General features: G+C 45.2%; 24 protein-coding genes. 11 read left to right on the top strand and 13 right to left on the bottom strand.

Annotation, left to right across the window (positions count from 1 at the left end):
* The first annotated feature begins 31 nt into the window (after positions 1-31).
* From C1X04_RS16785 to C1X04_RS16805, 6 genes are all read left to right on the top strand, one after another.
* Positions 32-607, top strand: a complete 576-nt coding sequence (locus tag C1X04_RS16785; RefSeq protein WP_110576816.1) for an RNA polymerase sigma factor — start codon at positions 32-34, stop codon at positions 605-607.
* Positions 608-612: 5 nt separating this feature from the next.
* Positions 613-960: a hypothetical protein gene (locus tag C1X04_RS18705; RefSeq protein WP_254682290.1), complete on the top strand. Its 348-nt coding sequence runs from the start codon at positions 613-615 to the stop codon at positions 958-960.
* Positions 912-1,310: a ChrR family anti-sigma-E factor gene (locus C1X04_RS18710; RefSeq protein ID WP_254682382.1), complete on the top strand. Its 399-nt coding sequence runs from the start codon at positions 912-914 to the stop codon at positions 1,308-1,310. The genes C1X04_RS18705 and C1X04_RS18710 overlap by 49 nt, the downstream gene beginning before the upstream one ends.
* Positions 1,311-1,436: 126 nt before the next feature.
* Positions 1,437-1,619 (top strand): hypothetical protein, encoded by a 183-nt coding sequence (locus tag C1X04_RS16795; protein ID WP_024025667.1) that lies wholly within the window; start codon positions 1,437-1,439, stop codon positions 1,617-1,619.
* Between the two features lie 81 nt (positions 1,620-1,700).
* Positions 1,701-1,910 (top strand): hypothetical protein, encoded by a 210-nt coding sequence (locus C1X04_RS16800; protein WP_110576818.1) that lies wholly within the window; start codon positions 1,701-1,703, stop codon positions 1,908-1,910.
* Positions 1,911-2,058: 148 nt separating this feature from the next.
* Positions 2,059-3,777, top strand: coding sequence for a GNAT family N-acyltransferase (locus C1X04_RS16805; RefSeq protein ID WP_175404967.1), 1,719 nt, complete (start codon positions 2,059-2,061; stop codon positions 3,775-3,777).
* Between the two features lie 15 nt (positions 3,778-3,792).
* Here C1X04_RS16805 and C1X04_RS18525 read toward each other — a convergent pair whose 3' ends face one another.
* The gene (locus tag C1X04_RS18525) at positions 3,793-3,936 is read right to left on the bottom strand and encodes a hypothetical protein (RefSeq protein ID WP_175404968.1); all 144 of its coding nucleotides are present in this window, start codon (positions 3,934-3,936) and stop codon (positions 3,793-3,795) included.
* A 297-nt stretch (positions 3,937-4,233) separates the two neighbouring features.
* Here C1X04_RS18525 and C1X04_RS16810 point away from each other — a divergent pair, with 297 nt between their 5' ends.
* The 3 genes from C1X04_RS16810 to betA all read left to right on the top strand — a co-directional run bounded on the left by C1X04_RS16810 (position 4,234) and on the right by betA (position 8,011).
* Entirely contained in the window at positions 4,234-4,539 is a 306-nt protein-coding gene (locus C1X04_RS16810) for an isoamylase early set domain-containing protein (RefSeq protein WP_110576820.1), read from the top strand.
* Between the two features lie 285 nt (positions 4,540-4,824).
* Entirely contained in the window at positions 4,825-6,282 is a 1,458-nt protein-coding gene (gene betB / locus C1X04_RS16815; RefSeq protein WP_110576821.1) for a betaine-aldehyde dehydrogenase, read from the top strand.
* A gap of 61 nt (positions 6,283-6,343) precedes the next feature.
* Positions 6,344-8,011 (top strand): choline dehydrogenase, encoded by a 1,668-nt coding sequence (betA, locus tag C1X04_RS16820; RefSeq protein WP_137170543.1) that lies wholly within the window; start codon positions 6,344-6,346, stop codon positions 8,009-8,011.
* A gap of 85 nt (positions 8,012-8,096) precedes the next feature.
* Here betA and C1X04_RS16825 read toward each other — a convergent pair whose 3' ends face one another.
* Complete coding sequence (locus C1X04_RS16825) at positions 8,097-10,031, bottom strand: bifunctional 2',3'-cyclic-nucleotide 2'-phosphodiesterase/3'-nucleotidase (protein ID WP_137170544.1); 1,935 nt, start codon at positions 10,029-10,031, stop codon at positions 8,097-8,099.
* 489 nt (positions 10,032-10,520) lie between these two features.
* The gene (locus C1X04_RS16830; protein WP_137170545.1) at positions 10,521-11,198 is read right to left on the bottom strand and encodes a zinc metallopeptidase; all 678 of its coding nucleotides are present in this window, start codon (positions 11,196-11,198) and stop codon (positions 10,521-10,523) included.
* 113 nt (positions 11,199-11,311) lie between these two features.
* On the opposite strand from C1X04_RS16830, the gene C1X04_RS16835 reads away from it, so the two are divergent.
* Both C1X04_RS16835 and mltA read left to right on the top strand, forming a co-directional pair.
* Positions 11,312-11,890, top strand: coding sequence for a DNA-J related domain-containing protein (locus C1X04_RS16835; protein WP_110576825.1), 579 nt, complete (start codon positions 11,312-11,314; stop codon positions 11,888-11,890).
* 144 nt (positions 11,891-12,034) lie between these two features.
* Positions 12,035-13,222, top strand: coding sequence for a murein transglycosylase A (gene mltA, locus C1X04_RS16840; RefSeq protein WP_137170546.1), 1,188 nt, complete (start codon positions 12,035-12,037; stop codon positions 13,220-13,222).
* 6 nt (positions 13,223-13,228) lie between these two features.
* On the opposite strand, the gene C1X04_RS16845 is transcribed toward mltA, so the two are convergent.
* The 10 genes from C1X04_RS16845 to C1X04_RS16885 form a co-directional block, all read right to left on the bottom strand.
* The gene (locus tag C1X04_RS16845) at positions 13,229-14,167 is read right to left on the bottom strand and encodes an energy transducer TonB (protein ID WP_137170547.1); all 939 of its coding nucleotides are present in this window, start codon (positions 14,165-14,167) and stop codon (positions 13,229-13,231) included.
* Positions 14,164-14,595, bottom strand: coding sequence for a biopolymer transporter ExbD (locus tag C1X04_RS16850; protein ID WP_137170548.1), 432 nt, complete (start codon positions 14,593-14,595; stop codon positions 14,164-14,166). Before C1X04_RS16850 ends, C1X04_RS16845 begins: the two co-directional genes overlap by 4 nt.
* On the bottom strand, positions 14,592-15,017 hold the full coding sequence (locus C1X04_RS16855; protein ID WP_110576829.1) for a biopolymer transporter ExbD: 426 nt from the start codon (positions 15,015-15,017) through the stop codon (positions 14,592-14,594). Before C1X04_RS16855 ends, C1X04_RS16850 begins: the two co-directional genes overlap by 4 nt.
* Positions 15,007-15,684 (bottom strand): MotA/TolQ/ExbB proton channel family protein, encoded by a 678-nt coding sequence (locus C1X04_RS16860; protein ID WP_110576830.1) that lies wholly within the window; start codon positions 15,682-15,684, stop codon positions 15,007-15,009. Before C1X04_RS16860 ends, C1X04_RS16855 begins: the two co-directional genes overlap by 11 nt.
* A gap of 208 nt (positions 15,685-15,892) precedes the next feature.
* Positions 15,893-16,846 carry a magnesium/cobalt transporter CorA gene (gene corA / locus C1X04_RS16865; RefSeq protein ID WP_110576831.1) on the bottom strand — a complete coding sequence of 318 codons (954 nt, stop codon included), beginning with the start codon at positions 16,844-16,846 and terminating at the stop codon, positions 15,893-15,895.
* A gap of 269 nt (positions 16,847-17,115) precedes the next feature.
* Positions 17,116-17,751: a DUF305 domain-containing protein gene (locus C1X04_RS16870; protein WP_137170549.1), complete on the bottom strand. Its 636-nt coding sequence runs from the start codon at positions 17,749-17,751 to the stop codon at positions 17,116-17,118.
* A 105-nt stretch (positions 17,752-17,856) separates the two neighbouring features.
* Positions 17,857-18,243: a hypothetical protein gene (locus C1X04_RS16875; RefSeq protein ID WP_137170550.1), complete on the bottom strand. Its 387-nt coding sequence runs from the start codon at positions 18,241-18,243 to the stop codon at positions 17,857-17,859.
* A gap of 23 nt (positions 18,244-18,266) precedes the next feature.
* Complete coding sequence (locus C1X04_RS18530; protein WP_175404969.1) at positions 18,267-18,434, bottom strand: hypothetical protein; 168 nt, start codon at positions 18,432-18,434, stop codon at positions 18,267-18,269.
* Positions 18,435-18,607: 173 nt separating this feature from the next.
* Entirely contained in the window at positions 18,608-19,942 is a 1,335-nt protein-coding gene (locus C1X04_RS16880; RefSeq protein WP_137170551.1) for an MATE family efflux transporter, read from the bottom strand.
* A gap of 106 nt (positions 19,943-20,048) precedes the next feature.
* The gene (locus C1X04_RS16885; RefSeq protein ID WP_137170552.1) at positions 20,049-21,293 is read right to left on the bottom strand and encodes a multidrug effflux MFS transporter; all 1,245 of its coding nucleotides are present in this window, start codon (positions 21,291-21,293) and stop codon (positions 20,049-20,051) included.
* Positions 21,294-21,411: the final 118 nt, after the last annotated feature.

Genomic DNA, 21,411 nt, shown 5'->3' on the forward strand with positions numbered 1-21,411 from the left:
CGTCGAGATAGCTTTCATTAATGGAGCCAAAATGGAACGCGTAACCCAACTAGAATACGATGAAGAACGCGCTGCAGACATGCTTGCCGTGGCTGAAACAAGAGACCAAGCGGCTCTTGCGCGCTTGTTCGATTACTATGTTCCTAAGATCCGAAGTTTCTGTCTTGCGGCTCAACCCGGTGCCAATTTGATGGCCGATGATATCGCCCAAGAAGTGATGATTCGAATCTGGAACAAAGCGCACACTTACAAGCCAGAGTCCGCGTCACTCAATACTTGGGTTTTTACTTTGGCAAGAAATGCCCGTATCGACTACTTGCGCAAGAATAGCCGACATCAATCGGATATCGACCCAGAATTCCTCTGGCAAAACGTGGTCGACGAAAATGCAGACCCATTTAAAGACGCTCAGCAAAAAAGAGATCAAGAACGCATTAAACAGGGTTTAGATAAATTACCCAAGGATCAAAAGCAGGTTTTGGCCAAAGTCTATTTAGAAGGCAAAACCCACAAGGAAGCGGCAGAAGAATTATCACTTCCCCTTGGAACGATAAAATCTCGCGTCCGTCTCGCTTTGCACAAACTCACTATTTACGTTAAGAGGTAGTATCGATGATTAACTACCATCCATCGATTGAAACATTGACCGATTATGCCGCTGGCTCATTGCCTTTAGCGCACTCTCTTTGTGTGTCTACTCACATAGAGCATTGCTCAGAATGCCAACAGCAGATTCGTAAACTCGAAATGCTTGGAACGCATCTGTTTGAACAAGCCAAGACCGAAAAGCGTCGTCTTGATAGCTTAAAAGACAGCTTCTTCCAAAAGCTAGCAGAGCTACCGGAGCAAGACATTCTGAAAAAGAGCAAACGGCAACAGAGCCAGAACAAAGCTGGAAAGATGAGTATCGTATTCCTCGCAGCTTACGACAGTTCATCAAAAGCAGTTACGATGATCTAAATTGGATGCGCTTATCACCGTCTTTTAAAATTGCCACACTCTACAATGAAGAAGGCGGCGCGCAAGTTGCTCTAACGCGGGTCAAAGCGGGTGCGCACATGCCAACTCACACCCATACTGGCGATGAAATCACCCTAGTGCTAGAAGGTGCTTTTTCCGATGAAAGCGGTGTGTACCGCCAAGGTGACTTTATTAACCGAGATGCAAGCCATAAGCACAAGCCTATCGTCACCAAAGACGCAGAGTGTATTTGTCTTACTGTCTTGGATGCACCTATTGAATTTACGGGTTGGTTAACACGACTATTGAACCCTCTCATTCGTCGACATCACCCTTATTCGCCACATTAAAGCCATGCTTCGCAGCACTGTGCCGCATAAGATAGACACACGATTGCAGACGTTAGCCAATAACAAGCAAATATTGTGAAAATCTGGTATAGTCCTTGTTCAATCTAAAAACAAGGACTATTTATCATGGCAACTAAGAAGAAACAGCCGGCAGCTTCGGAAACCTCGGAATCCATTGAAAAGCAAATGCAAGAGTTTCTAGCTCGTGGTGGGCAGATAGATAAAATCGATTCAGGGGTTAGCGGACAATCTCAGCTAACGGGATCACGTCATATTTCCCTAGGAAATAGCAAAACGAAAGCTCAATAAGCTTAAGGGATATTTTACTTTTCGTAGATATCCCCTGCTATTGGCTCTGATAATTACCTGTTTAATTGACACTGGAAAACTATGCTGTCTGAATCTGATCGCGCGTTTTTTCGCCCTAAATGGCGTCGAGTTGTTACCACTTTATTCTGTGCTGGTTGGGCCATTATTGAATGGACGGCAGACGAACCTATTTGGGCCATGATTTCAGCAGGCATCACAGTTTATTGCCTATGGAATTTCTTTTATAAATTTGAAGAAAAAACAGACGAAGACAACACTACTGCAAGTTAGCCACGCTAATCCATTCTGCCTTACGACCTGTGTATTATTTGTTTATGGTGCGTCACACATCCGCCATATAAACGTCACGCCTTTGTCATACTGACGCTCTACTCTCACTAATAAGATATCCAAAAACTTATTAGAGCGGAGCACCACTGTGATACAAGTCGAACAAATGATTGCCAGTAAATCTCCTCAATTTTTCGATAAAAGCCCTTTAATCACTCGCCCGACGTTAAGCGTCCTCAAACGCTTATTCCACGAAAGTGAAGTAAACCAATTCCTGGAAAAAAACCACGGCTGTGTCGGCTTCGAATTTATTGATCGCGTTCTGGATCATTTCAACTTTAGCTATAACGTTAGCCAAGTTGATCGACGAAATATTCCTGCCAGTGGTCGTGTGATGATCATCGCCAATCACCCTCTTGGCGCTTTAGATGGGCTAGCGCTGTTGCGCCTAGTGGGCGAAATTCGTCCCGATGTCAAAATCGTCGCCAATGATTTATTAATGGGCTTTGATGGTTTAAAACAGCTGGTGTTGCCCGTGGATAATCTTGGCGGAAAAACCGCGCGCCAGCAGCTTAAAGCCATCATGAACTGCCTACACAATGAAGAAGCCATCATCATATTCCCCGCTGGCGAAGTATCGCGCATGTCACCAAGTGGCGTAAGAGATCAGAAATGGAATCAAAATTATCTTAAGCTGGCGCAAAAAACCAACAGCCCATTACTGCCTGTCCACATCGGCGGACGTAACTCGATGTTGTTTTACACCAGCTCCTTACTATACCGTCCGCTCTCTACCGTACAGCTTGCTAATGAGATGTTTCGCCAGCGTAACCGCAAAATTCCCATGCAAGTTGGTCAAGCGATTCCGATTCAAGAATTAGCCAAACTGCCATTAAGCGACAAAGAGAAAAACAAATTAGTAAAACGTCATTTGTACCGTATTGCTAAAGGCAAAAAGCCACTGCTTAAAACCGAAAAAACGGTGGAGCACCCGCAAAACAGACAAATGATCAAACAAGAGCTGAAAATCTCAGAACACCTTGGCAGCACCAAGGACAACAAACAGATCTATCTGTTTGATTACGATCCAATGTCCGTCACCATGAAAGAAATCGGGCGTTTGCGTGAAATCGCCTTCCGTAAAGTGGGTGAAGGTACTGGCGAACGCTCTGATCTAGACAAGTTTGACCAATATTATCGTCACTTGATTCTATGGGATGAAGAAGAACTAGAGATCGTCGGTGCATACCGTATTGGCGAAGTTGCTCGATACATGAAATCAGAAACGCCAAATCGCATCTACAGTGCCGAGTTATTTCAATACTCTTGTGACATGGAACCCTATTTTGAGCAAGGCATCGAGCTTGGTCGCAGCTTTATTCAGCCAAAATATTGGGGCAAGCGTAGCTTAGATTATTTGTGGTACGGCATTGGGGCTTATTTAGATAAACACCCTGAAATTCGCTATATGTTCGGCCCAGTAAGCCTAAGCAACAGCTACCCACAAGTCGCGAAAGATTTTATCGTTTCCTTTTATAAGCTCTACTTTGCCGACCAAGAGCACCTAGCGCGTTCTTTCACGCCATATCAAGTGAACGCCGAACACAATGACATTATTACCGATATGTTCAGTGGCGAAGACTACGAAGAAGACTTTCGAATACTAAAAGAACAACTTGGTCACTTTGGCGCGAGTGTGCCAACCTTGTTCAAGCAATACAGTGAGTTATGTGAACCGGGCGGGGTTCGCTTCTTAGATTTTGGTGTCGATGCCGACTTTGGCTACTGTGTGGACGGACTCGTCCTCGTAGACCTAAATACAATCAAAGAAGCGAAAAACAAACGCTACCGAGGTCATAACCAATAATATGACTCTTTGCTATCAAGAGTCGTGATGATGGTGGCTTGAGTGATGCGCATGGCGATGATGACCGTGTCGTTCTGGTCGTTTAAAAAACGCCAAATAAATCACTTTAATAACAAGCATCACACTTAACACAATGAGAACGCCCATTTGAAGGTCCATACAAACACCTCATTATTTTTGTTGTAATTTTAGTGTAGAACATTTGGAGCAAGTGAATTGTGAATTTACGTCAGCAAATTGTACGTATTAGTAAGCCCAAAAATAGCGCACAACTGACACATTCAACACAATAAAACCCATAGAAATAAGCACAATAAAGCAGAGCGAAAATCTTTTCTTTAAATAAATTAAGTAGTTAAAAAAGATGGCGCAAGCCTTGCTTGCTCACATTATTACCCTTCAGGCTTTTTGTCGTAGCCTTCACTCATTTTTCTATCAAAGATAACGGAGCTGGACATGATTGAGAAAACCTACTTAAAGACAAAACCCGAATGCAAAGTGAAATTTGCATTGCCTGCAGAAACCGTCGGTGACGCAAAAAATGTCGCGGTCGTGGGAGACTTCAATAATTGGGATAGCACGGCTAATCCGATGAAAAAGCAAAAATCTGGTGTCTTTGCGTCAACACTCAATTTGGATATAGACACTGTTTATCAGTTCAGATACGTGATTGATGGCACTGAATGGCTAAACGATGACATGGCGGACGATTATGTACCAAGCCCTATCAGCTATGAATCAAATGGTGTAATCAGCCTTTAAATAACACCGCAACTAAGAAAAATTCTCTTTACGCCTCTACTCTCTTATGTAGAGGCGTTTATCTTTCTTAACCTCTCGTTTTTCCTCTCTTTTCTTATAAGTAGCGCCTTAAAAAGCGAACATCATAACGTCATTTTTTTGCCCTAAGCCCACTAATTGATGGATTCGAGCTGCAATTTATAGTCAGAATATGTACAATTGTTTTTATTAAACGCGCGTTTAATAAAAATCAAATACCTCAACGACTCTAAACAGAGTATTGAAACAGACTTAAAGAGGCACATCATGGCACATCAGCAGCAATACATTCACGGCCGCTACCATGCATCCACCAGCGGAGAACACTTTGAGACAATCAACCCAGCCACTGGCGAAGTGATTGCAACAGTCGAACACGCGGGACAAGCTGAACTAGATGCCGCTATTGAGTCTGCAAAACAAGGTCAAAAAGTGTGGGCGGCAATGAGCCCTGTAGAACGCGGACGCATTCTAAAAAAAGCAGCCGAGCTATTACGTGAAAAAAACGAAGAACTGGCTCGTCTTGAAGTTCTAGACACAGGCAAACCACTTCAAGAAGCTATTTGCGTAGACATTCAAACGGGCGCTGACGTGATCGAATATTACGCAGGCCTAACCGATAAAATCCAAGGCGATTACCAAGACCTTTGTAATGGTAATTTCTTTTACACTCGCCGCGAGCCACTGGGTATTTGTGCTGGCATCGGTGCGTGGAACTACCCAATCCAAATCGCTATGTGGAAATCAGGCCCAGCCCTAGCCGCTGGTAACGCAATGATCTTCAAACCTTCAGAAGAAACACCGCTTACCGCTCTTAAACTGGCAGAGATCTTTACCCAAGCAGGTTTGCCTGATGGTGTTTTTAACGTCATCCAAGGGGACGCACGCACAGGTCAAATGATCACTAACCACCCAGACATCGACAAAGTGTCTTTCACAGGTGAAGTTGGAACAGGTAAAAAGGTCATGGCTGCTTCTGCACAATCTTTGAAGCAAGTCACCATGGAACTTGGCGGTAAATCGCCTATGATCATCTTCCCAGACATGCCAGTGGACCAAGCCGTTTCTGCCGCCATGCTGGCGAACTTCTACACACAAGGCGAAGTATGTACTAATGGTACACGCGTTTTCGTTCACGCAGATATGATGGACGCTTTTACCAAGGAATTAAAAGAGCGCACTGAAGCCATGATCATTGGCGACCCAATGAACATGGACACACAAGTCGGTGCCTTGATCTCTAAAGACCACATGCAAAAAGTCTTGGGCTACATTCAAGCCGCCAAAGACGCAGGAGCGACTCTATTGTGCGGTGGTTACCAAGTCACTGAAAACGGCTTAGACAAAGGCGCTTTTGTTGCTCCGACTGTCTTTACCGATTGCACCGACGACATGCCACAAGTGCGCGATGAAATCTTCGGCCCAGTAATGTCCGTGCTGAGCTTTACCGATGAAGACGAAGTGATTGCTCGCGCCAACGACACAAAACTTGGCTTGGCAGCGGGTGTATTCACCAAAGACTTCGCTCGTGCTCACCGCGTAATTAATCAATTACAAGCTGGCATTTGCTGGATTAATGCGTGGGGCGCTTCTCCTGCAGAAATGCCAGTGGGTGGCTACAAACAATCAGGCATCGGCCGTGAAAATGGCATCGAAACCTTATACCACTACACACAAAACAAGAGCGTCTTTGTCGATTTGAACGACATTCAAAGCCCTTACTAGGCGAGACTCTTACTAAACGAGCCTTGCAATAAGTGAGGCTCTTATTAAATGAGAAATGGTCATGGCAAACGAAACGTACGATTACATCATCGTCGGTGCTGGCTCCGCAGGGTGTGTGCTGGCAGACCGACTGACAGAAAGTGGCGAACACAAGGTGTTGCTGCTGGAAATGGGTGGCTCTGATAAGAGCATCTTTATCCAAATGCCAACCGCTTTGTCTTATCCAATGAATACCGAAAAATACGCCTGGCAGTTCCACACAGATAAGGAACCAGGTCTTGATGGCCGCGAAATGCATTGCCCGCGCGGTAAAGTGTTAGGCGGATCGTCATCCATTAACGGCATGGTGTATGTTCGTGGTCACGCCTGCGATTTCGACCAATGGGAAGAAAACGGCGCCAAAGGCTGGAACTACCAAACTTGCCTGCCTTACTTCAAAAAAGCCGAAACATGGAAAGGCGGCGCGGACTTATACCGTGGCGGCGAAGGCCCATTGTCGACTAACAACGGCAACGACATGACCTACAACCCGCTTTATCAAGCCTTTATTGATGCTGGCGAAGAAGCCGGTTACGGCAAAACAGACGACTACAATGGTTTCCGTCAGGAAGGTTTTGGCCCGATGCACATGACGGTGAAAAATGGCGTACGTGCTTCAACGTCGAACGCTTATTTACGTCGTGCTATGCAGCGCCCTAACCTAACCCTCAAAACCGGTGTACTTAGTCACAAGGTCACCTTTGACGGCAAAAAAGCCACAGGCATTGAGTTCAGCAAAAATGGCCAAACTCAACAAGTTACCGCCAACAAAGAAGTGATTCTATCGGCTGGCTCAGTTGGCTCACCTCAATTATTGCAACTGTCCGGTGTGGGCCCAAAAGACGTGCTCGAAAAAGCGGGCGTTCCTGTGCTTCACGAATTACCAGGCGTGGGTGAAAACCTGCAAGATCATTTGGAAGTCTACTTCCAGTACTACTGCAAGAAGCCTGTGACACTAAACAGTAAGCTTGGCTTAATCAGCAAAGGCTTGATCGGTACTCGTTGGATGCTATTTAAAACCGGCCTTGGCGCGACCAACCACTTTGAATCTTGTGGTTTTATTCGCTCTCGTGCCGGTCTTAAATGGCCAAACATTCAATACCACTTCCTGCCTGCTGCTATGCGTTACGACGGCCAAGCAGCGGTAGAAGGCCATGGATTTCAAGTACACGTTGGACCAAACAAGCCTGAAAGTCGTGGTAAATTGTGGATTGAATCTGCGAATCCTGCCGCGAAACCGCGCATCTTGTTTAACTACATTTCTACCGAACAAGACAAGCAAGACTGGCGCGATACGATTCGCCTAACGCGTGAAGTGTTGCAACAATCTGCGCTAGACGATTATCGTGGCGATGAAATTCAGCCTGGCATGAATATCCAGAGCGACGAAGAAATCGACCAGTGGGTAAAAGAAAACGTGGAAAGTGCTTATCACCCTTCTTGTACCTGTAAGATGGGCGACGATAACGATCCAATGGCGGTTCTGAATGAGCAGTGCCAAGTCCGCGGCATCGAAAGCCTTCGCGTGGTGGATTCGTCTATTTTCCCAACCATCACCAACGGCAACTTGAATGCGCCAACCATCATGGTCGCAGAAAAAGCCGCCGACATGATTCTTGGCAAAGCACCGCTCCCAAGCCTAGATGCGCCTGTTTGGATTCACCCAGAGTTTGAAACCAAACAACGTTAAGCTCGGCTGAGCAACCCATAAAAAAACGCCTGCTAGATCCTAGCAGGCGTTTTTCGTTTAGGTACTTGTTGCTATTTTATCTGAATTATTTCAACTCAAAGATAGCAAAGCCGTTGTCATCCAAAGATTGATACTGCATGTTCTTACCTGCTGCGTCTTTGGCTTTTGGTGACGTAGTAAACAACACCTTCGCCTTACCAAAACCAGTGAATGTCCAGTTATTGTCTGCCGCTGGGTTAATGGTATTTTGGCTCAACAAGTAGTTAGCAACTACATCGCGGTTCTTATCCGGCGCATCAATAACAATGGTGTCACCATTCAAGCCAGGGAAATGACCGCCACCGCCAGCACGATAGTTGTTGGTTGCCACAAGGAATTCATCCGTAGGTCGAAGCGCTTCACCGTTGAACATAACATCAGTGATACGGTGTGCATCTTGATTCACGACTTCGCCCTCGCCGTTATAACGTGCAGGCTGGGTAACGTCGATCTTGTAAGAGATACCGTCAATCACATCGAAGTTGTAGGTTGGGAAAGAAGCATTAACCAACTGTTGTGGCTCAGTCGCATTAGGGTCGATCTGATTAAATTGACCCGCTGCGGCTTCCAACCATTCCACTACTTGTGCACCAGTCAGTTTCACCACTTTCAAATCGTTCGGATAAATGTACAGGTCACTGACGTTTTTCAGGGCAATGTCGCCTTTTGGTACGTCGGTGTAATATTCTGGACCACCACGACCACCCGCTTTAAACGGTGCTGCGGCAGACAAAATAGGCAAGCCTTCGTAAGAAGTACCACGAACAATATTTTCCACGTACCAAATCTGCGCGTTGTTCACGATCTGAATGGATGGATCATCTTGTACCAAGGCAAAGAAGCTGTTGATGTCTGAGGTAGATTCACCTACTTTACGGCGCATGTAAGCCAACGTCCCTTCATGCTCGGTTTCTACCGCTTTGTTGATTCCATCATCTGCTTCCACTAAAGGCACCGTAGTTCGGCCTTCACGACGCGCAATCGCACGAACTTCCGCTTTGCCGTCAGCGACTTTCCAACCGTCGCCCGCAGGCTCCAGCTTCAAGTCAATCACCCCAAGGTGAGAACCCCAAAAGCCAGGCATGGTCGCAGGTTTTCCAAATACCGTGCCTTTTTCACCATCCACACCTTCAAACTCGGCTAATGCCTTGTCGCCAGGGAAGATACGGTGGGAGTGACCAAATAGAATCGCATCAATACCATCGACTTTCGCTAGGTGATAAGACGCGTTTTCTTCACCTTTCAAATAAGGAGAGTTCATCATGCCACTGTGTGGAATGGCAATGACCACATCCGCACCATTGGCTTTCATTTCTGGTACGTATTTATTCGCCGTTTCAACAATGTCTTTGGCAATAACTTTATGCGTTAAGTTATCTTTATCCCAAGACATAATTTGAGGTGGCACAAAGCCAATGTAACCTATCTTAACCGTTTGTTGCTTGCCGTCAGAATCAACGAAAGTTTTGTCTTTGATAATATAAGGTTGAAAATAAGGCTGATCGTTTGACGCATCGTCATCGCCATCGTCGACATACACGTTTGCGTTAATATAAGGGAAATTAGCGCCACTTAAACTCTTCATTAAAAAGTCTAAGCCATAGTTAAACTCATGGTTACCGATATTACCCACATCGTAATCCAACAAGTTCATCGCCTTAAACGCTGGGTGGGTCTCACCAAAGCGCAATACTCGCCCTTTGGCAACATAGTCGCCCAATGGCGTACCTTGCAATAAGTCACCGTTGTCTACCAACACCGAGTTCGTCACCTCAGCGCGCGCCGCCTTGATAAGAGTCGCCACTCGAGACAATCCAACCGCATCACTTTGCTTATCGCCGTAGTAATCGTAATCCACCAAATTCATATGTATATCAGTGGTCTCCATGACTCGCAGGTCAATGGTAGAAGCCTGCGCCATCGCGGCAAACAACAAAGAAGAGGCGAAAATTGACGCGCCCTTAGGAACAAAAAAATTCATGAAAAAACTCCATTCATACAAACAACGGCTTATCTAAGCACTAACCAAAAAGTCAGCTTTTAATAGTAAGACGATTTTATGCGAAGTTCATGCCTTTTTTATGACAATTGTTTATAGATTATGTAGTTCGACAAATAAAGAAGGCAGCTCCCTTAAACACATTCACCATGAGAACCAAGCGGCATTTTGATGAGGTAGGTGGTAGTTTCGAAGTGAAACGCCGTTTGACGTGACTTATCAGCCTAAAGGCGCGGCTTACGCAGATATGTCGGATCACGGTCGTGCCTCCCTCATCCGACCTACAAGGCTTAATACATCCATACAATGAGAACCAAAACGGCGTTTTGATGAGGTAGGCGGTAGTTTCGAAGAAAAACGCCGTTTGGTTCGAGTCTTGTGATGAAGCGATCTGTCGGTCTGAAGGCGCGACTTACATCAACACGGTCGTGCCTCCCTCATCCGACCTACGAGGCGGAGGCGAAAAAGGAGTTATCGCTTAAACCAGCGCCACACAAAGAGTACTCTAAGCAAAGCGGCAGCCACGTAAGTCATGGCGCAGGCGGTGAGGATTTTCTTCACTTTGGGTAGGTCTTCCTGTGGGATGTAGTTACCTTCTCTCAATATGGGTAGTGCTTTGTTAAAGCTGGCATCCCATTCTTCTGGCAGTATCGCCAGTTGCACGATAACCGCCAATAACCCAGATAGACCAACCACCAGCGCATGCAAAGGCACAGCATAGGGAATATGCAACAGCAAACTCAGGGCTGGCCAACCGAGTAACAAGCCTGCTGTAATACGGTGAGCAAAATGCGCCAAGGGCAAATAGCGCGTGCTTAAATGGGAGATTTTTTGTTTCTTTTCATGCGCAATGGCGTGCCCTACTTCGTGAGCCGCTACAGCAACGGCGGTTAAAGAACGTCCATTAAATACACTAGGGCTGAGGCGAACAACATGTTGCCCAAAATCGAAATGGTCGTGGCCTTCTTGTGTGGTTTCAATGTTCACTTCATTTAACTCAAAGCGTTTCACCAAGTGAGTCGCCAGCTCTCCTCCCGTTCCTGGTAGATTCTTTCGGTCGGTTGCATAACGTTTCAAGGTAAATTTCACCCATGCGCTTGGTCCAACGATCAACGCAATAACACCCAGTATGACGATAATCCACAACATAGTTTTGTCTTTTAAAAGATCCCATTATTAAAAAATACGCGGCGCAACTTTGACCCTTTTCAGATTGGTAACATACACTGTAATGAATAAATGCCTAAGCAAACGAGACAGATATGAAAAATCCTTTAGTCGGCCCCATCCTCGAAATTCTTCGACTTCACCCTGATGGTATCAGTGAGTTCGATATTCTTAAGGCACTAAAAGAACAATTACCCGAGTTCAGTCAACTCGCTGACGATATGAACCTGCAACTTTTCCGTCAGCATTTTCTCATCATGAACGCCTTATATCAGCTACAAAGCAGCTTATGGCAAGAAGAAAACCTCTTACTGAATATTAGCGCATTACGCATTAACCTTCAGAGCACAACGCAAATTCAGCACTCCACCAGTACCCATTTAAACGACAGCGTAGACGTAAAGCTAGCAGCCTACTACCTCGATTGGGAAGAATACGAAAAAACCGATGCCGACGCCGTGGTCCAGCTACTAAATAGTTTTTACAAAGGCATCAGCTTACCGGGCAATAGAGATTCAGCACTCAAGACATTGCAAATAACCACCTCAAATCCCAGCAAGACAGACATTAAACAGCAATATAAAAAACTGGCTCAGAAGCATCACCCAGACAGAGGTGGCGACCAAGACGTTTTCATTGGTCTAAGACAAGCCTACGAGTATTTAATGTTCTAGACGACAGCGCATTGGCAAAGTGTAAAACTCTCGTCTAGTGATTGCTTTCGCTTCTATAAAAATTCAAGATGAACCTCGCTCTTTCTGTGCGGTCAAAACATCACATACAGTTACTTTATCGATTTTTTTATAGAAATAGGGCTTATGATTTTTTCATCTTTTATACGACATTTTTTACCCACTAAAGCACCACACCGCTTTCTACTTCGCCCACTTTGCCTTGCTTCTTTCGTGCTCCTTAGCAGCTGTAGCGTCAATGAAATAGACAGCTCTAATGACTTCGAAAACAACGGCCGTGACACCACTGCGCTTAAGCGGGAAACGCTATATTTAAAAGAAAGCCTACCACCAGGTTTGCCGATGCCGGACGACAGCTTTCAGAGTGGCCTGCAACAGCAAATCACCTACTTAAATCGCATCCAAGATAAAACGTTATTATTAGAAAATACCCAAACCAGCGTGGCTGATTTAAGAATCGTTGCCGAAGAAATAAACAATTGGCTACAGAACCCAGCTCAGCAACCCCAACTTATTGCCCATCAATTAGCGGGACAAGATCAAAGAGGTAACGTTCAAATAACAGGTTACTATGTGCCCATTCTGCCGGTCCGACATTTACCTGATGAAGTCTATCGTTACCCGCTTTATCGCAAGCCTGCACAACGAAATGCTGACGGAAAGTACCCTTCTCGTGAAGAAATAGATTTTGAAAATGCGCTAGCAGGACAAGGGCTGGAAATTGCTTACACCTCAAGCTTGATCGACAATTTTTTCTTGCATGTACAAGGTTCCGGCGTGATTGAATATGAGGATGGCGAACAAAAGCTGCTGTCATGGGGCGGTGTAAACGGCCATGCTTACCGCAGTTTAGGTAAAGAACTGATTGAGCGTGGCGAGATAGATAGAGCTGACATTTCCGCTCAAAGTATTCGTCAGTGGTTAAGCAATAACCCAGATCGCAACCGTGAAATTTTATCGACGAACCCTAGTTATTTGTTTTTCAGTGAAGGCCCAACGTCGCCCATTGGGGCTGCCAATGTACCTTTAACACCTTTGTATTCCGCCGCCGTCGACCCTAACGTCATTCCACTTGGCTCCATTTTATTGGCGCAAGTTCCTAAGCTAGACACCTATGGCAACTTAATTGGCCATGAGTTCCGCCTACTACTCGCTCAAGATAAAGGCGGCGCAATTAAAGGGCCAGGGCATATTGATTGGTATCAGGGCATTGGGGAAGAAGCCCACTTCCACGCAGGCCAGCTGAAGCATTTTGGTAAGGTTTGGTTACTGCTTCCTAAGAACCCAGCACCCGTAAAGCTCATCGCTCAGTAACAAAGCCTAACGAAGTTCGCTGAGAGTAAAGGACACAGGAAGGTTAATTTTTAGCTCAGTTTCAGCCATGTCTTTAGAGAAAGCTGGTAGTGGGACTGAGCGTTTAATCATATCCAATACGGCTTTATCAAGACGCTTATGACCTGAGCTTTTTGTAATGACCACATTCGACACGGAGCCATCCGCATGAACGACAAAAGATAAGGAAACAACCCCTTCTTCATTACGACGGCGAGATGCTCTTGGATAGCGCTTATTGTTGGCCAACACTGATGTTAGCTTAGTGAAGTAGCTTGCCGTCGCGCCGGGGTTACCTCCTGTCGTTGCCGAATTAGAGCTACCCGTTGTGGCTTGTTGGTTTGCTGCAGATGGCGCGGCAACAGGCTTAGACGCTGCTTTTTTTACGACTTGTGCTTCTTTTTTCGGCTCAGGTTTTGGGTCTGGCTTAGGTTCCGGTTTTGGGTCTGGCTTAGGCTCAGGTTTTGGTTCTGGCTTAGGTTCAGGTTTTGGCTCTGGCTTCACCATTTCAATTGGAGATTCCTGCTTCACAATAACCGGTTCTGGCTCAGGCTCGACGACAGGTTCAGGTTCAACAACGGGCTCTGGCTCGGGTTCGACGACAGGTTCTGGTTCAACAACAGGCTCTGGTTCAACAACAGGCTCTGGCTCGACTTCTGGTTCAACTTCCTCTTGAACTTCTTCAATCGGCTCTTCTATTACTTCCTGTTCTTCTATTACTTCTTCAGTCTCTTTGCTTTCTGTTTGGGCCACAGTGGTTTGTGCTGAAGCGCCGAGGTCGCCAGCCATACCTAAGTCAAACTCAATGCCTTGCGAACCAGCAGACTGACTGCCTTCCGTTGGCGCATAAAATGCCGCATAAAAAGCCGCTGCGTGGACAGAAACAGCAAGCCCACCCGCAATAATCCAATGCCGCGTGGAAATCATTCGTTTCCTCGCTCTAGCTGGGTTGCCAAGCTAACCTTTGTAAGACCGGCTAAACGCACTTGATTAAAAATAGGACGTAGTTTTTCTAACGAAATAGCACCATCGGCTTTAATTTGAACCCAAAAAGCGTCTGGGTTCGATGATGAAGCAAGGGCTTGTTCTAGGTAAGCTTGAATGTCATCAACGACAAATAAGACGTCGTCCACATACAAGCTGGCATCTGCGCCTAAAACGATCTCAACATTGGGATCGGTTGTCGCTCGAGCTTCGTTAATCGATTGAGGAGGAATAACGGCTACAGGGTCTACTTTTTGGATTTGTCCTGCGACCATAAAGAAAACCAACATCAAAAACACCACATTAATCAGCGGCACCATGTTGTCATCGTTGCTGGCGTTTCTCGCGGCGTATTTTTCGCCTATTTTCATTTCGACTCCGGCATAGCAAAGGCATTCGCAATAGACACGGTTTTTGCACCATTAAGCTTTAAGCGATCAGCAAGATGCATCAATGTCTGCAACGTCACACCATCTTCAGCCTTAATAACAAAAACACCTTCGTTATGATCTGTGATGAGTGTTTGAAAAGCGGCCTGATCCGAGAACCTCAGAGCTTGCCCGTCAACCCAAACTTGATCGTCATTTTGCTTTAACGTCAGCACAAGGTTGTCTGGTTTTTCTTGAGCCGGATCTTGTTGATCACTAGAAACAGACAAAGGCGTATCGACAAGTCGCCAAGGCACAAAAGTCGAGGTCAGCATGAAAAACAACAACAAGATAAACACCACATCAATCAGTGGCGTCAGGCTAATCGCGTTCTTACGCTTAGGCTGAGGCAAATTAAGCGGCATGCAATAACTCTTCGTCAGCCTTTTCTACTAATTCTTTTGTTTGTTTACTGGTAAATACTTGCGTAACAGCATCATTCATATTGTGAGCAATACGCTCGACCTTGCGCTCTAGCCAGCTTTGCAATGTCACAACTGGAATCGCCACTGCCAAACCAACCGCTGTCGTGAGCAAGGCCTGCCAAATACCGCCAGATAAAACAGAAGGGTCAACTTGATTACCCGCACCTTCCATCTGTTGGAAAGCGGTAATCATCCCCAATACCGTACCGAGCAAACCTAGTAATGGGCTCAAGGTAGCAATAATTTCCAATGGACGAAGATAAGAGCGCAGCTGGTTTAGTTGATTCATCGCACGACGCTCTACTTCTTCACGAATCAACTCCGCTTGAGTACTCGTCTCTAATAGCACGCGCATCGTATAAGCCACTAATGAATCTATTGGACGTTTTTCATCTAGCTTTTCGAGTGCCTCTTCACAATTGCCTGCACGCCAATCGTTTAAGGCAAGATTACTGGTTTTAAGACTTTCTGCACGCAAGGAAGACAACTGCCACAACTTCAGTAGGACAATGGTTAGAGCAACGACAGAAAAAACCATCAATATCCATACTACAGGTCCACCGACCTGTAAAAAGTCGATTATTTTCTGTTGAACTGAATCTTCCACGATACTCTCCAATGAATAAAAAACACCAAACAAATGGTAGTCATTCTCAACCACGTTTTCAATAAGTAATTACTGAAATAAGAAGATAGACAGATTAGAGCAGTCCTAGTAACCGGAAAATACGTATGAGAATGAGGCAGGAGCACAGCATGATCAAATAGTTTTCTATTAAATCATGCCATGTTATAGCGGTAAAATATCAACGGGCCTATAACCAACCACGGTGTTTAAAGTACCAATAAGGCGCAAACGCAGAAAACACCATTAAACCTAGTGCCGCCGGATAGCCGTAATCAAACCCCAGCTCTGGCATTATTTCAAAGTTCATCCCATAGATACTGGCAACCAAGGTTGGCGGTAAAAACACCACAGAGGCAATGGAGAAAATTTTAATAATTTTATTCTGCTCGATGTTAATAAAGCCCTGAGTCGAATCCATCAAGAAGTTAATTTTGTCGAACAAAAAGGTGGTATGAGACATCAAGGTTTCAACGTCACGCATTACCTCGCGTAGCGTTTCCGAGTACTCTTGTTTGTTGGGCAAATGACGCAACAAGAAGGAAATATTACGCTGTGTATCCATCAAACAAAGGCGGATTTTTCCATTACTGTCTTCTTGGCGAGCTAATTTTTCGATGATGGTATCCAGCTCGGTTTCATCATCTTCTAACACGAGATGACTCACCTCTTCTAACTGGCGATGAGAGTCCTCTAGGGTATCGGCATGATTCTCTACTTTGTTTTCCAGCAGGGTCACCAGCAAATGCGCTGGAGAATCAACCAAAATGTGCCCTCGGCGAGCACGCATGCGCAGCAATCTAAAATCGGCTAATTCTGTTTCACGGATGGTGATCAGCCTGTCTTGTTGCAAGATACAAGCAACCGTGGCGGTTTTATGGCGCCCTTCTGTTTGATTTAAAAACAATGAGTGAACGTGGATGCCTGCTTGGTCAACGAAACAACGAGCGGACGCTTCGATCTCTTCCACATCATCCGATTCAGGAAGATCGGTTCTTAGCAACGCTTTAAGCAGTAAACGCTCATCGTCATCGGGTTCTGCGGCATCAATCCAGTTCGCTTCTTTTTGAAGGGTGGCAAAATTCTCATCGTCTTTGGAAATTTCTTGAATCAACCCATTGCGGATTTTGAAAAATCTTAACATGCTACTTCCTCGATATGCTCGGCACCTTATTTCAGCCTAATCACGTAATTTGGCACGGCTCGCAACCTATAGAATAAACGCTGGAGATGTGTGTTTTATGACGTTGAAATAGGTTTGTGTGGGTGCAAGAATAAGTATTGTATCTCACGTCTGAGAGAAACAGCAGGGCAAAGAGTCATTAATAAGTTCAACAAATGCTCAATAAAGTCCCGCTCGATAGTAATATTGAGCGGGACTTTATTGTGAGTGCTTATCGACAACAGAAGTACTTAGTACTGCTGCATGAAGGCAATTTCACGGTTTTGGTCACGAATAACCGCTTGCGCCATTTTTATAAGCGCTGGATCACGACTAAACTCTAAAAGTACTTTTGCCATGGCTACAGCCGCTTCATGATGCGGAATCATACCTGCCACAAAGTCACGATTCACATCACCACTTGCAGGAAGCTGATGCATATCCGCCATCATTTTTGCATTAATAGCAGCATACGCGGCTTTAATTTGCTCAGCGTCAGCGGATGGTCTCGCTTCCCCATAACTTGCAAGCCAATCTCGCATAAACATAATCTCGCTCGATTGCGCCGCTACAATATCGACCGCCAAAGGCTTCAATTTGTCAGAAACATCCGCAGATGCAAGCAACTGCGTCGCCATATCAATTGCACCTTGATGATGAGGAATCATGCCAACAACAAAGTCGTAATCAACATCACCAGTCAGTTCCGTTGCATGCATATCCTTCATCATTTTCTGGTTGCCTTGCATAAACTGAGAAGCATGCTCCGAATGATCCATTTGATGATGATCCATATCGTCCGTTAATGACGAAGTAGCGCAGCCAGCAATCGCCGAACTCATGATTAGAATGGCAGCAGCAGAAAAATATTTTTTAAAAAGTGTCATAGTTATATCTCACGTTATTAATGACTTATAAACAGCTCAGACGTTATTCAGCATTATGAATAACACTAAGACCATCAGTGATATTGGATGCTGTTAAATAGACAGCTAGTTGGCAATTAACGTAGACAAACGGGGAGGAGGAGTGACAAGCTCTAAGAAATTATGTCGCCATTTTTCAATCAACGACAAGGCAGGCCAATAAATAACCGCAATGGCCAAAAGTAACAACAGAGGAGGCAAAACAGCCAAAGCACAATGATCAACACAATCAGAGTAACCCATGTCTTTAGCATGGTCATGCGAGGCAAAGGCTAAGTTCACATCAGACATTGACGACTGAGACAATGACGCCATGTCCTGATGTACCGTGTGTGAAGCATTTGTATAGGAAAAGGATGCATAAGACGTCACCTGTGTTGAAGCGGATAAAAACAGCCACAACCCAGCCAAACAACACATCATAATCCAAACGATTCGCGGTATGTTCAACACATCATCAGACCTATCAAAAACATCTAAGCAGCATACTCCTCAAATTCGAAATCGACAAACATCACTAAGGTGAATGACTCCCCTTGAACACGACTCTTTTTGACGGCCTCTACTTTTGAGAAAACACTCAACTCTTTGATCAAAGTGAATAGATTGCCTTTACCCACTTCTGCTTCGAATCCGTCTTGCATGATACCAAGGTCTTTGCGTAAAACATGCGAAAAGACCTTAGTTTTCAGTGTGTTTTACGAATGAACAATAAATCGATAGGCAACATACGACATCACAACCTCTCAAAACCAACCTAAACCATAGTTATAGATTAGCGAAGAAAAACTAAAAAAGATTGGACGATATTGCGGTATTAGGCCTTACTCAGCTTTTTCTCAACCTGCTCAAGCGCTCTGAGATACATGTACCAAGCACAAACACCGGCAAGAACATTGCTGATCAAGACGCCGAAGAACAGCCCTTTAAGCCCAGCGATTTCCGACCCAACCCACAAACAAGGCAAGAAGAAAGCAAACAAGCGCAATGCCGAGATTGTTAGAGCAGTGTAGGACTTACCTAAGGCGTTAGAGATAGACACCATCAACATACAGATGCCGAGTAGACCTAAACTCACCGGCACTATCATCAAATGCCAATGCAAGATCGTCGAGACTTCTTCGTCGCTGGTCATCAGATTTGCCAAAGCACCAGAGACAAGAAAAGTAATCACAGCGATCACCAACTGAAACGACAATACAAAACGACAAGCTAAACGCACGACGTAACGCACATCGTTTAGTCGGCCTGCACCTAACAAACGCCCTACCATGGGTGGCATAGACATAGTCAAAGCCAACACCGCCACGATAGAAAAAAATTCAAAGCGCGAGCCGAGTGCCCAAGACGCTACCGCTGCCGTACCAAATCCCGCAATGAGTTTGGTCGCCAACATAGAAGAAACCGGAGGCAACAATTGGCTAACCATCGCAGGCCCCATAATATGACCAATCGACGCCAAGCTTTTGCCGATATGAAGATCTTGCCAATCAAAAGTGAGCCAATGTTTGCGCGCCACTTGCGGGGCAACAATCAAAGTACCTATAGCAAACGCCACTGTGGTTGCCATCGCAGCGCCATTCAAACCAAGATCAAAAGTGAAGATAAAAATGGGGTCCAGCACCAAGTTAAGCACGCTGGTCACAATCATCATAATCCCTGGCAATAAGGTATTACCGTTGGAACGACAAATGCTGTAATAGAAATAGATTAGCGCCCCCACCCATGCACTGAGCAGCCAATGAGGCCAGTAAGAATCAATAACAGGGTAAACAGAGTCTGGCGCACTCAATAGCGCCAAAATAGGATGACGTAGCAGCCAAATAATCACACTAAAGAAAGCGATCCCTATGCTTCCCATCATGAGCACCAAACCGCCTAATTGCTTGGCATAACGCTTGTCACCTGCGCCTAAAGCACGAGAAATAATGGCCGTCGTCGCAATACCTAAGCCCACTTGCAAACCAATCACAATCATCTGGATCGGCAAGGTAAAACCCTGCGCCGCTAAAGGTAAAATACCCAATTGTCCGATAAAAGCACTGTCCACCAGCTGGAAACTCATCAACGACAAAACGCCAAACAACATTGGCCATGTCATGGAAAAGAGTTGTTTGGCTAAAGTATCAGATTGGGATATTTGGGATGACATAGAAATAGGTGTGCTCTTACTGAAAAACTGAGCCTCTATTCTACCCTATTTTTGTAAAGGCAGGATGACACCCACCTTTAGGAACCTCACTATGTGCAGAAAAACCTTATTCTTCAGCATCACGCTGACTGTACTTATGCCCATATCTCAGCATCACCAAAGCAATCATGGAAAAAATAGCAAAGCTGCTGGCCAAAGGAATAACCGTAAAGTTATAGAACTGACCTGCTGCCGTTGCTAACACAATGGCAAGAAAACTTGATAAAGACGAGATCAATGATGCTCCAAGTCCAGCCACAGCGCCTAACGGTTCCATCGCCATGGCATTCACATTACCGAACACCATACCTAGGCAAGAAAACATTATCATCCCCAAGGCCATGAAGAAAACAAAAGGCGGGACACCAGCAAAAAACACCGCCACGAGCAAAAGAATAAACGCTGTCGTACACATAACGCTTAACGCCCCAAAAACACAGCGAAGCATACCGACTCGCAAAACAATTTTACCGTTTGAAAAATTGATAATCGAAGAACCTATCGCCAGCACGCCAAAAAACAAAGGAAAACGATCCCCCGTGTCATACACATCTTGGAAGATAGACTGCGCCGTACTTATATACAGCATCAAGGCACCAAAAATACAACCTAACAAAATGGTAAACGCCATCACATCACGACGGCTCAAAATAAAACGTACATCAGCCATTAAACGCTTTCTATTCAATGGGATACGGTTTTCTTTTGACAATGTTTCAGGTTGTCGTAACAAAAGCCAACCACCGGCAACAGCTGCTTGTATCATTAATAAGGCAAAAATCCAGCGCCAATCGGCCACTTTAATCACCAACATCCCCAAGGAAGGCGCAAGCATGGGGACAAGAATAAACACCATCATCACAAAAGACATAATTCGCGCCATGGCAGCGCCTTTATACATGTCTCGAATCAAGGCACGAGACGCAATTTTTGGCCCCGCCACACCAAACCCTTGGATAAAACGCCCCAGTAAAAACACCTCGATGGATGACGCTAACAGCGCAATAACCGAACCGACAATATAAATGTTGATGCCAATTAAAATGCTTTTTTTGCGACCAATCGCATCCGACAACGGGCCAAAAATGATCTCGCCAAATACCATTCCCAGAATCATTGCCGAGACAATCCACTGAGTTTTTTGATAATCCACAATCGCCAACGACTCAGCAATATGCGGAAACGCTGGCAACATAGCGTCCATACTTAACGCAGTAAGCGACATCATCAGAGCAAACAGCGCCACCAGCTCTTTTTCAGCCAAGCGTTTTACTTGAGTTCCAGCAGTCGATTGTGAATTTAGCAGAGACATCCTTTTCCTTAGCATTGATAAAGTGGATCAATAGTTTACTCGCCTCTTACGATATCTACCAATCACTTAATAAAAGCACTCAAAGATACACTGCAATTCGCACATCAAAACACAGTAG

It is taken from the genome of Marinomonas sp. FW-1, from assembly GCF_005222245.1.
Lineage (GTDB): Bacteria > Pseudomonadota > Gammaproteobacteria > Pseudomonadales > Marinomonadaceae > Marinomonas > Marinomonas alcarazii.